We start from the raw sequence: 13,362 nt of genomic DNA, 5'->3' as shown, positions 1-13,362 counted from the left end.
CGTCGGCCCATGACACAGATCGATACCGACAGACTGATGAGCTTCGTGTTCCGCGCCGTCGACGAGGTGGGCGCGACCCTGAACTGCGCTCTCGTGGTGATGGGCGACCGGCTCGGCTACTACCGGGACCTGGCCGCGCACGGCCCGAGCACCCCGGCCGAGCTGGCGAAACGGACCGAGACCGGGGAGCCGTACGCCCGCGAGTGGCTGAACGCCCAGGCCGCCGGCGGATACGTCGAGTACGACCCGGCCACCCGGCGGTACACGCTGCCCGCCGAGCACGCGGTGGCCCTCACCGACGAGAGCAGCCCGGCGTTCCTGCCCGGGTTCTTCCAGATCGCCCACGGGACGGTGCGTGACGCGTACCGGATCATCGAGGTCGCCCGGCGCGGCGCGGGACTGGGCTGGCACGAGCACAACGACGACGTCCACCTCGGCTGCGAGCGGTTCTTCCGGCCCGGCTACGCGGCCAACCTGGTGAGCTCGTGGCTGCCCGCGCTCGACGGCGTGGCCGGCCGGCTGCGGCGGGGCGCGACCGTCGCCGACGTGGGCTGCGGTCACGGCGCGTCCACCATCCTGATGGCCCAGGCCTATCCGCGGTCGTCGTTCACCGGCTCCGACTACCACCCGGAGTCGATCGCGACCGCCCGCGAGCGGGCAGCCGCGGCGGACGTGCAGGATCGCGTGCGGTTCGAGGTCCGCTCGGCGACCGGCGTCACCGGCACCGGCTACGACCTGGTGACGATGTTCGACTGCCTGCACGACATGGGCGACCCGGACGGCGCCGCCCGGCACGTGCGCGACATCATCGCCCCCGACGGCACCTGGATGATCGTCGAGCCGGCGGCCGGCGACCACGTCGAGGACAACCTGAACCCGGTGGGCCGCGCCTACTACGGATTCTCGGCGCTGCTCTGCACCCCGGCCTCGCTCTCCCAGGAGCCCGGTGCCGCCCTCGGCACCCAGGCCGGCCCGGCACGCATCCGCCAGGTCGCCACGGACGCCGGCTTCACCCGGTTCCGCCTGGCGGCGCAAACCCCGTTCAACAACGTGTACGAGGTGCGCCTGTAAGCCGGGAAATGACGGATCATCTTGTATGAAAGAAGGATTGACCGGTCCGCCGAAGGTGCCGGTTGACGCGATATCACGACGAGGGCTAGCCGCCGCCGATAGGCTCCAGTGACCGGTCGATGATCCGACCGTGAGCCGGGAGCCGAAGGCATCTATTCATGCCATCTCGACTGTGTCAACTCCAGGATCGAGTCGGTAATGGATGATCGGCAGGACATCAGGTTCGCTGTGGTCCTCAACGGGGGCGTGAGCCTGGCCGTCTGGATGAGCGGCGTCACCGCGGAGCTGAACCGGATGGTCGCCGCGAGCCGGGACGGCGCCACCCGAGGACGCGGCTACCGGGCCCTGCTGGACCTCCTCCACGCCACCGCGACAGTCGACGTCATCGCTGGTACCAGCGCTGGCGGCATCAACGGCGGCTTCCTCGCGGTCGGCGTCGGGGTCGGCGGCTCACTCGACGGGCTGGGCCGGCTCTGGGCGGACAAGGGCGGCCTGGCCCAGTTGCTCCGGGATCCGCTGGAAGCCGAGCCGGCGTCGTTGTTGCGGGGCGACAAATACTTTCTGCCGGCACTGGAGTCGGCCTTTGACGACCTTTGGAAAGGCGCCCAGGCCGACCGCGAGAATGTGCCTCCGGAGAAAAGCAGTGTAGATCTTTTCCTCACCGGCACGCTGTACGCCGGCCGGCGTACGAGATTCGCCGACGACATGGGCGCGAATATCGACGAAATAGACCACGACGCGCTTTTCCACTTCGGTAACGACGGGGCCTGTCCGGCCGGCGACCTTCGCCATCGCGAGACGATGGCGAAACTGGCCGCTGCCTCGCGGTGCACCTCCTCGTTCCCCGGCGCTTTCGAGCCGCACTTCATCGGCGTACGGGATCACCGCATCGTGGACGATCGCGACGCCCGCTGGTGGGACACCGACGCCGGGCCGGCCACGTTCGAGCAGAGCCAGTACGTCGTCGACGGCGGCATCCTGCTGAACAAGCCGATCCGGCCGGCCCTGGACGCGATCTATCGCAAGTCCGCGCAGCGAGAGGTCCGCCGGGTGCTGGCGTACGTGGCCCCGCTGCCGGGGCAGAGGGACGATCCCGCGGGCGGCGGCCGGTCGCCGGTGCCGCCGGCCCATGAGGTCGTCATGAACGTGCTCACCCGCCTGCAGGCGACCCAATCGGTGGCCCGAGAGCTCGCCGAGATCCGCCGCACCAACGACGCGGTCCGGAACCAACGGGCCACGCGTGCTCGCCTGGTCGCCGCGATGACCCGGCAGGCGGCGAACCTAGCCTGCGACCCCGCGGTGTGGGAGGGATACCAGCAGGAGAGGCGCCGCATCGCCGCGGGGCTGATCGCAGATCTGATCATCGGCGGCGGCACCGGTGACAGCACCCGGTGGAGCGCCCAGGAGCTGACCGATGCGATCCGGCGCCTGCCGGCCGACACACTCAGCTTCGTTCCGGCGGACCCGGATCCGGCGCGCGCGCTCACCCGCGTCGACGGCGATTGGACGTGGGGCCAGACCACTGTCGAACGGCTCGGGGCGATCGCCCTCGACGTGCTGAAACGGGCCATGGCCACGGTCCCGGTGTCGGACCCGGCATTACGCGCGGCGATCGCCGGGCATCGCACCGCACTTTACGACGTGCTCGAGCGGATCTGGGCGAACCGGCGCGAGCTGAACGCCTACTGGCGTGACGTCGGCAAGAGCTGGCCGACCCGCGACCGGGGCACCGAGGCGCTCGATCGGTGGATCGTCGGGCTGCTGGCCAGATGGACCGACGAGGCTCGGCGTGACGTGCAGTACCGGCAGGCCCGCGACATCGCCGAGGTACTGGCCGTGGCCGGCCCGGACCTGCTGGCGATCTCGGCGCCCGCGGACGCCGAGTTGACGGCCCTGGTCGACTACCTGCTCCGGGGCCCGGCACTCGCCGACACGCAGGACGCCGGGGCACCCGCCGTCCTGCGCCGGGCACTGATGCTGGACATCGTGCACCTCGCCCTGGCGGGCACGCTGGATCAGCCGGAGCAGGAGGTGGAACTGGTCCAGGTCAGCAGTCTGGACAGCAGCCTGCTCACCGCGGTGCAGGCCTATCACTTCGGCGCCTTCTACCGGCGGTCGTGGCGCGTCAACGACTGGTTGCGCGGCCGGATCGACGGCACCACCCGGGTCTGCCAGATCCTCCTGTCACCGGCGCGGCTCAGGCAGCTCGGCCACACCACTGAAACGGCGATGTCCGCGCTGAAGGCGGTGGTGACCGGTGAGCCGGGCAGTCCGGAGTACGACTTCCTGAGCGCGCGGTGGGCTGACGGTGAGCCCGCACTTCGCGCCGAACTGGCATATCTCGACAGCGGGCAGAAGCCTCCGGCCGGGCTGCCGCGCTGCGCGGACCAGGTGGCGCTGCGGGTTCAGCTGGAGTTCGTGGGCGACGAGTTGGCATGGCTGGCGGATGCCCTGCGCCGTGACGAACCGGCCGCCGCGTGGTTGCGCGACTACGAGAGCAGCATGAGCACGGATTCGGTCCCCGCCCCGGCCACGACGGTCCGGCTGTTGTCCGCCGCCGAGATGATCGGCCGCCAGCGGCTCGCCGATGAGGTGGGCACCGACGAGCTGGTCAAACTCACCAGCCAGATCGGGGTGGTCGCGGCGAACCTGCTGGCAGCGGTTCCCCGGACCCGTACCGTTCGGGCGATCCTGCGCGCGTTGCGCGGCTATGCGCTGATCCTCTGGACGTCGGTCAGCCTGGCCACGTCCCGGGGCCGGTTCGGGCCCAGGACGGTGGCACTCGCTGTCACGCTCGGTTCGGCGGCGATCGGGATCTCGCTGTTCGCGCCGAACGTACCGATGTTCGTCGTGCTGCTCGGTGCTCTTCTGGTGCTGACCGGCCTGGCCACCGGGGCGCTGCTCACTCCGCGCGGCCGGCCGATCGGCCGGCGGCTGGTGCTGCCGGCGCTCATGGTTCTCGTCGCGCTCAGCGCGGTGGCTTGGAACCACCGAGAAGCGCTCCATCCCGACCTCCTGTTCAAGTCCGGGGTGGTCGTGGCGCTGGTGCTGCTCGGGTCATATCTGGGCCGGGTGCGCCCGGAGCGGGAACAGACCGGGAAGAAGGCATCGTCATGAGTTCACGCCGCACGGCCCAGTACGCCCGTTACGCTCTCGGCGGCATCCGCCTGATCAACGGGGTGCTCGGCTGGGTGACGCCCGAGCGCCTGATCGGACGGATCGACCCGGGAAGCAGCCCCAACCCGGCAGCCGTGTACGCCTTCCGTCTCTTCGGCGTGCGTACCGTTCTGCTCGGTGCCGAGTTGCTGACCAGCCACGGTGCGAGGCAGCGTGAGATCGTCCGGGAGGGCGTCCTCATCCATGCCAGCGACACCGTGACGAGCGTCCTTCTCGGTGCCCGCGGTCTGCTGCCGCGCCGCACGGTGGTGATGCTCGTGCTCATCTCCGCGACGAACACCGTGCTCGCACTCGTCGCACTGGAGCGCAAGTGAGCGCGGAACCTGACGTCTTCGACTACGTCGTGGTCGGCTCCGGCGCCGGAGGGGGCCCGCTCGCGGCACGGCTCGCTGAGGCCGGGATGACGGTGCTGGTGCTCGAGGCGGGCAGTGCGGCGGAGAACGACAACTACCGGGTGCCCGCCTTCCACGCCAACGCCAGCGAGGATCCCGCGTACGCGTGGGACCACTTCGTCACCCACTACACCGACCCGGAGCAGGCGCAGCGGGACAGCAAGTTCGTGGCCGGCCGCGGCATCCTCTATCCCCGGGCGTCCACGGTGGGGGGATGCACCGCGCATCATGCGCTCATCACGATGTATCCGAACGACGCCGACTGGGCGGACATCGCCCGCACCACCGGTGATCGGAGCTGGTCCGCCGCGGCGATGCGCCGCTACTTCGAGCGCATCGAACGGTGTCGCTACCGGCCACGGCCGAAGATGCTGCCACGGTGCCGCTGGCTCGCCGAGTTCCTGGCAAAGCTGCCGTTCCTTTCGGACCGCTTCGTCAACCGTGGCCGGCACGGCTTCGACGGCTGGCTCGAGACACACCTGGCTGATCCGCAGCTCATCGCACGGGATCGGCAGCTGGCCGCCGTGCTGTTCGCGGCGGCGGCGCGGACGTTGTCCGGCTGGCTGGGCCGCCCCCTGCACGTCTGGGAAGGGCTCGGCTCGCTGGTCGACCCGAACGACTGGCGGGTCCAGCGCCGCCGGCTACAGGGTCTGTGGCTCATTCCCATGTCGACGGCGGACGGCCGGCGCAGCGGCAGCCGGGAACGCCTGGCCGAGGCACGACGGCGATCGTCCGGGCGGCTCGCCGTGCGGACCCAGGCGCTCGTCACCCGCGTGCTGCTGGACGGCACGACCGCGACCGGCGTCGAGTACGCCGAGGTGCCCGGCTTTCCGGGCGTGCCGGCCACCGGCGCGGAGCCGGTCGTCCGGCAGGTCCTCGCCCGCCGTGAGGTGGTCCTGTCAGCGGGGGCGTTCCAGACCCCGCAGCTGCTGAAGCTGTCCGGCATCGGCCCGGGGGCCGAGCTGCGGGCACACGGCATCGAGGTGGTGTGCGACCGGCCCGGTGTGGGAGAGAACCTCCAGGACCGGTACGAGGTGGGGGTCGTCTCGCGTGCGAACGAGAACTTCGCGCTGATCGAGGAAGCGACCTTTCTCCCGCCCGCTCCCGGCGCCGAACCTGACCCGGCGTACCGGGAGTGGCAGCGCGGGGCGGGGCTCTACACCTCCAACGGCGCAGTCGTCGGGATCACCCGCAAGTCCGACCCGGCCCTCGCGTCGCCCGATCTGTTCATCTTCGGGCTGCTCGCCGATTTTCGCGGCTATGCCCCCGGCTACTCGGCCTCGCTCCAGCGCAGCCGCGACCGCTTCACCTGGGCGATCCTCAAATCGCACACCCGTAACACCGCCGGCCGGGTGCTGTTGCGCAGTGCGGACCCCCGAGAGCAACCGGTCGTCAACTTCCACTACTTCACCGACGGCAACGACGCCTCCGGCTCGGATCTCGAGGCGGTGGTCGACGGCATCGAGTTCGTTCGAACCCTCAACGCGGCCGCGGACGCCGTCATCAGCGACGAGCTGTGGCCGGGCCCGGCAGTGCGTGGCCGCGACGAACTACGGCGGTTCGTTCAGGCGGAGGCGTGGGGCCACCACGCCTGCGGCACCTGCAAGATCGGGCCCGCGTCCGACCCGGCCGCGGTGGTCGACAGCCACTTCCGGGTGCACGGCATCGCGCGCCTGCGGGTGGTGGACGCTTCGGTGTTCCCCCGCATTCCCGGCAGCTTCATCGTCCTGCCGACCTACATGATCAGCGAAAAGGCCGCCGACGTGATCCTGGCCGACGCGGCCCGGCCCGCGGCCGATCCACGACATCCGCACCAGTGACCGAGGAGCCTTCCGATGGCCGAGATGGAGCCACACAACAGGCGGCGTGAGCTGTCCCGGACCGCCGGGAGCCGCCGGCTGGCCGAGCTGTACATGGCGGCCGCCGAGTACTTCGACCATCGATTCGGCTGGGACCGGTTGCCGAGCGCGGTCGGGTTGGCCACCCTGCTCGGCCTGCGACATCGGCTCAGGCAGCGGAACCTGCACGACACCACGAGCCTGCCGACGGTGAATGCGCCACCGATCGAGCCACCGGCCGAGCACCACCGGACCAGCCGGACCGCGGACGGCTCGTACAACGACCTCGCGAATCCCCGGATGGGCATGGCCGGCACCCGGTTCGGCCGCAACATCCCACTCGCCGGCACTGTCCGGCCGGAGGACGCCGGCGTGCTGACCCCCAACCCGCGGGAGATCAGCCAGGCCCTGCTCACCCGTACCGAATTCGTCCCGGCGACGACGGTGAACTCGCTGGTCGCGGCGTGGCTGCAGTTCATGATCCGGGACTGGTTCAGTCATGGTGTCAGCCCCGAGGAGGACCCGTGGGTGATTCCGCTGGCGGAGTCGGACACCTGGCCACAGCGCCCGATGACCATCATGCGGACGCCGCCGGACCACACCCGCCCGGCCGACTCAGCCGCGTCCATGCCGCCCACCAGCATCAACGTGAACTCGCACTGGTGGGACGCCTCCCAGCTGTACGGATGCAACGCGACCGAGCAGAAGGCGCTGCGCAGCGGGCTGGACGGCAAGCTGCACCCGGAACCACAGGCCGGGGCCGACACCGTTCCCGGTTTCTGGCTCGGCGTCGCGCTCATGCACCGGCTGTTCGTCGCCGAGCACAACGCCATCTGTGACATGCTGCGCGGCCGCTATCCGCACTGGACGGATGAGGAGCTGTTCCAGCGGGCCCGCCTGATCAACGCCGCTCTGATCGCGAAGATCCACACGGTGGAGTGGACCCCCGCCGTGATCAGCCACCCGACCACGGTCGCGGCGTTGCGGGCGAACTGGTTCGGTATCGCCGGCGAACGGGTGCACAAGCTGTTCGGACGTGTCTCGGCGAGCGAGGTGGTCAGCGGTATCCCGGGCGGAAGCACGGATCACTTCGGGGTTCCGTTCGCATTGACCGAGGAGTTCGTCACGGTCTACCGCATGCACCCACTGGTCCGCGACGACTGGCATCTGCGCGCCATCGCGGACGACCGGACGCTGCGGCAGACGACGCTGCGCGACCTCGCCGGTCCGGCCGGCTCCGCCGTGATGAACGAGTTCGACACCACCGACCTGTTCTACAGCTTCGGCACTCTGCCGCCCGGCCTCGTCACCCTGCACAATTTCCCCAAGTTCCTCCAGGAGTTCGAGAGGCCGGACGGGAAGCTCCAGGATCTGGCCGCCACCGACCTGCTCCGCGCACGGGAGCTCGGCGTCCCCCGGTACAACGAGTTCCGCAGGCTGCTGCGTCTGCCGCCGGCCGCGACGTTCGAGGAACTCACCGACAACCCGGCCTGGGCCGAGGAGATCAAAGCGGCCTACCACGGCGACATCGAGCAGGTCGACGTCACTGTCGGCATGTTCGCCGAGCCGCTGCCGGCCGGATTCGCCTTCAGCGACACGGCGTTCCGCATCTTCATCCTGATGGCGTCGCGGCGTCTGAACAGCGACCGCTTCTTCACGGAGTACTACAAACCGGAGGTGTACACGCCGGAGGGACTGGACTGGATCACGGACAACACGATGGCCACCGTTCTGCTCCGGCACTACCCGCGCCTGCGCCCGGCAATGTTCAAGGTCGGCAACGCCTTCCAGCCCTGGCACGTCACCGGACCGGCGACGGGGTGAGCCGTGGCAGCTTGCCGCAACGGGACGTGGTCCGGCGGAAACTGCGGGCGTCCCGGGGGCAGGCGATGAGCATGCGGATACGGCCGAAAGCCCGTGACCGTGGGCCGCACCGTGCCGACCGCGGCATCAGCTGGGCCCACATCTCATCCGTGGTGTCGGCGTTGACGGCGGCCTGCGCGCTGGTCATCTCCGGGGTCACCGCCAAGACCACGATGGACGGGCAGATCACGACCCGGTACAGCGCCGCCGTCGAACAACTCGGCAGCCCGAATCCGGTCACCAGGACGGGCGCCGTCCACGCTCTCGCCCGACTGGCCAAGGACTCGACCTACGACCGTCCCGCCATCATCGATCTGCTCGCCGATTACGTCAGGGCGTCCATCGGCGTCGATCCCACTGATCGCCGGCGCTGCTACGCCATGGGCGCACCGCCCATGGATGTCGGAGCGGCATTGCACGTGCTGTTCCACACGATCACCAGAGAACTTCGCGACGATCGGGTAGATCTGCGCGGGGTGTGCCTGCGCAAGACCGAATTCCTGAATGCCGACCTGACCTGCATGCTTCTGGACAACGCTGTCATCGACCGGTCCGATTTCATCGGAGCGCGCCTGGCGGGCGCTTCGTTGCAGCACGCGGAACTGCGCGGTAATGATTTCCGGGACGCGGATTTCACCGGCGCTGTCGCACTGAACGCCAAGTTCGGCGGCACCGCCACGTTGTCCGCTTCCATCATGCCCAACGCGGATCTCAGTGGGGCGGACTTCACCCAAGCGGACCTGGCGGAGGTGGACCTCAGAGGGGCGGATCTCGTCCGAACCAAACTGACCGGCGCCGACTTCACGGACAGCGAAGTGGCCGGGGCGACCCTGGCGACCTATCTCGGCGACGCCATGAATCTGCCTCCCGGAATTGATCGCTCCAAGGCGCTCGACAAACCGCCACCGCCGAGTGTCACAGAATGCCCATAACACTGTTGGATCCATGATGCTCGTAGCAGATAGGAAGAACAATGCAATCGATCGAGCCCGAAGAACGTTTCGACAAGATTCCCGAGTCCGACATCGTAAAAAGGTCCGACAGCAGCGACTTCGTCGGATCATCAGACACCGCGGAAAGGGTGTATCGCACGGGCGATCTCGTGCCCTGGACCGCAAGCTGGAAGCCGAGTTGCGGGGAGGCGAAACGGCCGCTCAAACGCGGCCACAAACTCAAGTTCCCGAAATGCTCCCAGGGACACCCCGACGACCGGTGGCTGGATCGCTGACCGCTCCTCAGGAGACGATGTGCAGGTCGCGGCTGGTGTTGTTGAGGCGCCGGCCGCCGTCCTCGGTCACCGTGACGATGTCCTCGATCCGCACCCCGAAGCGCCCCGGCAGGTAGACGCCGGGTTCGATGGAGAAGCACATGCCGGGCACCAGCGGCCTCGTCTCGCCCTCCACCAGGTACGGCGGCTCGTGCGTGGTCAGCCCGATGCCGTGGCCGGTGCGGTGGATGAAGTAGTCGCCGTAACCGGCTTCGGTGATGACCCGCCGGGCCACCCGGTCGACGTCCTGGCAGGTGATCCCCGGCCGCACCGCCTCGAAGGCCGCCTGCTGCGCGGCCCGGACGATCTCGTGGACCCGGCGCTCCTCCTCGGTCGGCTCCCCCACGTGCACGGGGCGGGTGGTGTCGGAGCCGTACCCGTCCTTGATCCCGCCGAAGTCGAGGATCACCATGTCGCCGTCCTCGACGACCCGGTCGCCCATCTCGTGATGCGGGTTGGCGCCGTTCGGCCCGGACCCGACGACGGTGAAGTCGACCTGGGAGTGCCCGTGCTCGCGCAGCAGCCGGGCGAGGTCGGCGCCGATGTCACGTTCCCGGCGGCCGGCGAACCGTACCCCGAGGATGTCCTCGAAGGCCGCGTCGGCGGCCGCGCCCGCCGCGGCGAGCCGTTCCACCTCGTCGGCGTCCTTGACCGCCCGCAGCATGGGAAGCGTGCTGGTCATCGAGACGTACCGGGTGCCCGGCAGGGCTTCCTGCAGGGCCAGCACGTGCAGCGCCCACGCCGAGTCGGAGATCGCGTAGCGGCCGGCCGGGTCGAGCAGTTTCGCGGTCGCGGTGTAGGGGTCGGTGCCGTCCGCCCAGTCGGCGAGGGACAGGGCGGCCACGCCCGGGGCGGGTTCGGCGTCCGGCCGCTCCAGGATCGGCACGATCATCGCGGGTTCCCGCCCGGCCTGCAGCGCGAGCAGGGTGATCCGCTCGGTGATCGCGGTCGGGTGGTGACCGGTGAAGTAGACCAGGTCCGGTCCGGGCGTCACGAGCAGGCCGGTGAGGCCGGCGTCGACCGCCTGCGCGACGGCCCGCTCCATCCGGTGCGTGTAGCCCTCGGTCGTCTGGGTCCGCATGCTCTGACGATCGCGCCGCACGCGCCGGCTGTCCTCATCCCTCCCGGATGAGCACAGCCGGCGCCGGCGGTCAGGGAGCGGTCCAGCCCACCGGGATCTGCCCGATGCGTACGCGCTGCGGATGGTCACCGACCGCGACGGTGGCGACGGCCCGGCCGGTGGCGAAGCTGATCGCGGTGACCCGGTCCGCGCCGGCCTCGGAGACCACGCAGTCACGGCCGTCCGCGCTCACCGTCGCCCAGTAGGGCTTGATCGCGGTGACCAGCGGCCCGGGGTTGAGCGTGGCCCGGTCGACCACCGTGGCGTAGTCGTCCATGGTGCCGGCGACGCAGAGTTTCGCCCCGTCCCGGCTGATCGACAGCCCGTGGTGGCGCGAGTCGTTCACCCAGGAGGTGCGGTCCGGGTCGGTGGCCGGGTTCTGCGGCAGCTCCTTCACCCGGGTGACCCGGTCGGTGGTCACGTCGTACTCGACCAGCCCGGCGAAGAAGGAGACCTGGAAGTAGAGCTTCGACTCGTCCGGGGTGAGCACGGCCGGGCGGATCGCGTCGGACAGATCGCGGCGGCCGAAGGCGTCCAGCCGGGACCGCATGTCGATGGTCCTGACCACCCGGTACGTGCTGGTGTCGGCGATCGTGATCTTCCGGTCGCCCTTGGTGAAGTCCAGCCAGGGTGCGTCGAGGTCGGTGTTGACCTCGCCGATCGACATGTTCCACAGGTGCCGGCCACCGGCGGCGAAGATGTTCTCGTGCGGCTTGTCGCCGGTGGCGAACGAGCCGAGCTGCCGGCCGGTGACGATGTCGAGGACGTGCACCACGTTGCCGGTGGAGGCGGAGACCGCGACGGTACGGCCGTCCGGCGAGACCGCCATGTGGTCGGAGCGGAAGCCGCTGACCGGGAACCGCCAGCGCACCGCCCCGGTGGCCAGGTCGATCGCGACCACGTCGGCGAAGCTGGGGCGGGAGACCACCAGGGCGTCCCCGGCGGGCGTGGTGTACATGTCGTCGACGAGCTGGTCGTGCCCCTCCCCCGGCCCCTGCTGGATGCCGAGGTAGAAGGCCAGCTTGATCGGGTTGAGGTAGATCTCGGCGAGCCGCTGCGCCCGGTCCGGGACCACCGAGAAACGGCCGAGGCGGGCGTAGCCACCGCTCGGCTCGATGACGTCGACGGTGCCGTCCCAGTTGTTGCCGACGAACATCACCTGGCGCAGCGCAGGCGCGGCGGCCGCCGGCACAGCGGCGGCGCCGAGCACCAGCAGGCCGCCGAGGGCGGCCGCAGCCAGGCGTTTCAGAGGTACGAACGAACCCATCACGTGACCCCCATCGATCCTCGACTGTGCTACTGAGCAGTAACGCTCATGAAACAAGAGGAGGGCTCACATTGATAGATGTCGTATTACTCAGCCATCTGAAACCGCACTATGCTGACTGCCACCGTGACGACGGAAGGCGGCAAGGCGATGGCCGACGAGTCCTCGGCGGCGAACCTGCGGGCGGACGTCCCGCACAGCGCGCGGATGTGGAACTACTGGCTGGGCGGCAAGGACAACTTCGCCGCCGACCGGGCCGTCGGTGACCAGGTCAAACAGGTCTATCCCGACGTCGTCGCCGTGGCTGTCGCGTCCCGGGCGTTCCTCGGCCGGGTGGTGCGGTTCCTGGCCGGCGAGGTCGGCATCCGCCAGTTCCTGGACCTCGGCACCGGCCTGCCCACCGCGGACAACACCCACGAGGTGGCCCAGCGGGTGGCCCCGGAGTCCAAGATCGTCTACGTGGACAACGACCCACTGGTGCTGGTCCACGCCCGGGCGCTGCTGCGCGGCAGCGAGCACGGTGTCACCGACTACGTGGACGCCGACGTCCGCAACCCCGCCAAGATCCTGCGGGCCGCCGCGAAGACGCTCGACCTCGCCGAGCCGATCGGCCTGATGATGCTCGGCATCCTCGGCAACGTCGCCGACGACGATCAGCCGGGCCCGCCCGCGATCGTGGAGCAGTTCCTCGACGCCGTCCCGTCCGGCAGCTACCTGGTCGTCAACGACAGCGTGATCGCCACCCAGACCGTCGAGGCGGTGCAGACGGCCAGGAGCGGAGGCGCCGACTACCATCTGCGCACACCCGAGCAGATCCGCGGATACTTCGCCGGCCTGGACCTCGTCGAGCCGGGCGTCGTCCCGACACCCCTGTGGCGCCCGGAGCCCGGCACCACCCCGGAGCCGCTGAACGTCTACTGCGGGGTGGGCCGGAAACCGTAGTTACTTCTTGAGAGCGGCCTTCACCGCGGCCACCGCGTGGATCAGCTTCTCGCGCCGGTCGAAGCCCTCGTCGACGGCGGCCAGGTCCACCCCGCACTCGGTCTGCCGCTGCCGCAGCACGTGCTCCTCCAGGTCGACCGGGAAGGCCACCAGGTCCAGGCCGTTGACCCAGGGCAGCTCGTCCTCCTCGATCCGCAGCCACCCGCCCTCATCGTGCACGACGACCCCCTCGGTGATCGCCAGCGTCCACTGGTGGAAGAGGGCGACCAGGCTGGTGGCCGCCCGCACCGGGTGCGGGCTGTCCGGGGAGATCTCGTAGCGCCAGATCTCACCTTCGTGCTGGCAGGTAGGTGTCCAGCCCGCAGCTCCTCACCGTCCGCGGCACCACTGTCGACGCTGTACTGGTGGGCTTGGTCAGGATTCCC

Annotated in this window: 11 protein-coding genes; 8 read left to right on the top strand and 3 right to left on the bottom strand. The window is 69.7% G+C overall.

Going from position 1 to position 13,362, the window contains the following annotated elements; genetic code table 11:
• The first annotated feature begins 9 nt into the window (after nucleotides 1-9).
• The 7 genes from AB0F81_RS09665 to AB0F81_RS09635 all read left to right on the top strand — a co-directional run bounded on the left by AB0F81_RS09665 (nucleotide 10) and on the right by AB0F81_RS09635 (nucleotide 9,569).
• Complete coding sequence (locus AB0F81_RS09665; RefSeq protein WP_360193732.1) at nucleotides 10-1,071, top strand: class I SAM-dependent methyltransferase; 1,062 nt, start codon at nucleotides 10-12, stop codon at nucleotides 1,069-1,071.
• A 198-nt stretch (nucleotides 1,072-1,269) separates the two neighbouring features.
• Entirely contained in the window at nucleotides 1,270-4,188 is a 2,919-nt protein-coding gene (locus AB0F81_RS09660; protein ID WP_360193730.1) for a patatin-like protein, read from the top strand.
• Complete coding sequence (locus tag AB0F81_RS09655; RefSeq protein WP_360193727.1) at nucleotides 4,185-4,562, top strand: hypothetical protein; 378 nt, start codon at nucleotides 4,185-4,187, stop codon at nucleotides 4,560-4,562. The genes AB0F81_RS09660 and AB0F81_RS09655 overlap by 4 nt, the downstream gene beginning before the upstream one ends.
• Complete coding sequence (locus AB0F81_RS09650; RefSeq protein WP_360193724.1) at nucleotides 4,559-6,460, top strand: GMC family oxidoreductase; 1,902 nt, start codon at nucleotides 4,559-4,561, stop codon at nucleotides 6,458-6,460. The genes AB0F81_RS09655 and AB0F81_RS09650 overlap by 4 nt, the downstream gene beginning before the upstream one ends.
• 15 nt (nucleotides 6,461-6,475) lie before the next feature.
• Nucleotides 6,476-8,302: a peroxidase family protein gene (locus AB0F81_RS09645; RefSeq protein WP_360193721.1), complete on the top strand. Its 1,827-nt coding sequence runs from the start codon at nucleotides 6,476-6,478 to the stop codon at nucleotides 8,300-8,302.
• A 65-nt stretch (nucleotides 8,303-8,367) separates the two neighbouring features.
• Entirely contained in the window at nucleotides 8,368-9,273 is a 906-nt protein-coding gene (locus AB0F81_RS09640) for a pentapeptide repeat-containing protein (protein WP_360193718.1), read from the top strand.
• Between the two features lie 41 nt (nucleotides 9,274-9,314).
• Complete coding sequence (locus tag AB0F81_RS09635) at nucleotides 9,315-9,569, top strand: hypothetical protein (protein ID WP_360193715.1); 255 nt, start codon at nucleotides 9,315-9,317, stop codon at nucleotides 9,567-9,569.
• Nucleotides 9,570-9,576: 7 nt separating this feature from the next.
• On the opposite strand, the gene AB0F81_RS09630 is transcribed toward AB0F81_RS09635, so the two are convergent.
• Both AB0F81_RS09630 and AB0F81_RS09625 read right to left on the bottom strand, forming a co-directional pair.
• Complete coding sequence (locus AB0F81_RS09630) at nucleotides 9,577-10,689, bottom strand: aminopeptidase P family protein (RefSeq protein ID WP_360193712.1); 1,113 nt, start codon at nucleotides 10,687-10,689, stop codon at nucleotides 9,577-9,579.
• 70 nt (nucleotides 10,690-10,759) lie between these two features.
• Nucleotides 10,760-11,995: a YncE family protein gene (locus tag AB0F81_RS09625; RefSeq protein ID WP_360193709.1), complete on the bottom strand. Its 1,236-nt coding sequence runs from the start codon at nucleotides 11,993-11,995 to the stop codon at nucleotides 10,760-10,762.
• A 126-nt stretch (nucleotides 11,996-12,121) separates the two neighbouring features.
• Between AB0F81_RS09625 and AB0F81_RS09620 the strand changes: the two genes are divergently transcribed.
• Entirely contained in the window at nucleotides 12,122-12,937 is an 816-nt protein-coding gene (locus AB0F81_RS09620) for an SAM-dependent methyltransferase (RefSeq protein WP_360193706.1), read from the top strand.
• Here the strand turns inward: AB0F81_RS09620 and AB0F81_RS09615 are convergent, their stop codons facing one another.
• The gene (locus tag AB0F81_RS09615; protein ID WP_360193703.1) at nucleotides 12,938-13,225 is read right to left on the bottom strand and encodes a hypothetical protein; all 288 of its coding nucleotides are present in this window, start codon (nucleotides 13,223-13,225) and stop codon (nucleotides 12,938-12,940) included.
• Nucleotides 13,226-13,362 lie beyond the last annotated feature (137 nt).

This window comes from Actinoplanes sp. NPDC024001, from assembly GCF_040638955.1.
GTDB lineage: Bacteria > Actinomycetota > Actinomycetes > Mycobacteriales > Micromonosporaceae > Actinoplanes.
Note: the sequence above shows the minus strand (reverse complement) of the source record. Positions and strands in the feature narration are given on the sequence as shown.

What these genes read in the sequence shown, in the direction of transcription:
- AB0F81_RS09645 (WP_360193721.1), top strand. Translation starts at nt 6,476, where the DNA reads ATGGCCGAGATGGAGCCACACAACAGGCGGCGTGAGCTGTCCCGGACC.
- AB0F81_RS09635 (WP_360193715.1), top strand. Translation starts at nt 9,315, where the DNA reads ATGCAATCGATCGAGCCCGAAGAACGTTTCGACAAGATTCCCGAGTCC.
- AB0F81_RS09625 (WP_360193709.1), bottom strand. Translation starts at nt 11,995, where the DNA reads ATGGGTTCGTTCGTACCTCTGAAACGCCTGGCTGCGGCCGCCCTCGGC.
- AB0F81_RS09655 (WP_360193727.1), top strand. Translation starts at nt 4,185, where the DNA reads ATGAGTTCACGCCGCACGGCCCAGTACGCCCGTTACGCTCTCGGCGGC.
- AB0F81_RS09630 (WP_360193712.1), bottom strand. Translation starts at nt 10,689, where the DNA reads ATGCGGACCCAGACGACCGAGGGCTACACGCACCGGATGGAGCGGGCC.
- AB0F81_RS09660 (WP_360193730.1), top strand. Translation starts at nt 1,270, where the DNA reads ATGGATGATCGGCAGGACATCAGGTTCGCTGTGGTCCTCAACGGGGGC.
- AB0F81_RS09665 (WP_360193732.1), top strand. Translation starts at nt 10, where the DNA reads ATGACACAGATCGATACCGACAGACTGATGAGCTTCGTGTTCCGCGCC.
- AB0F81_RS09640 (WP_360193718.1), top strand. Translation starts at nt 8,368, where the DNA reads ATGAGCATGCGGATACGGCCGAAAGCCCGTGACCGTGGGCCGCACCGT.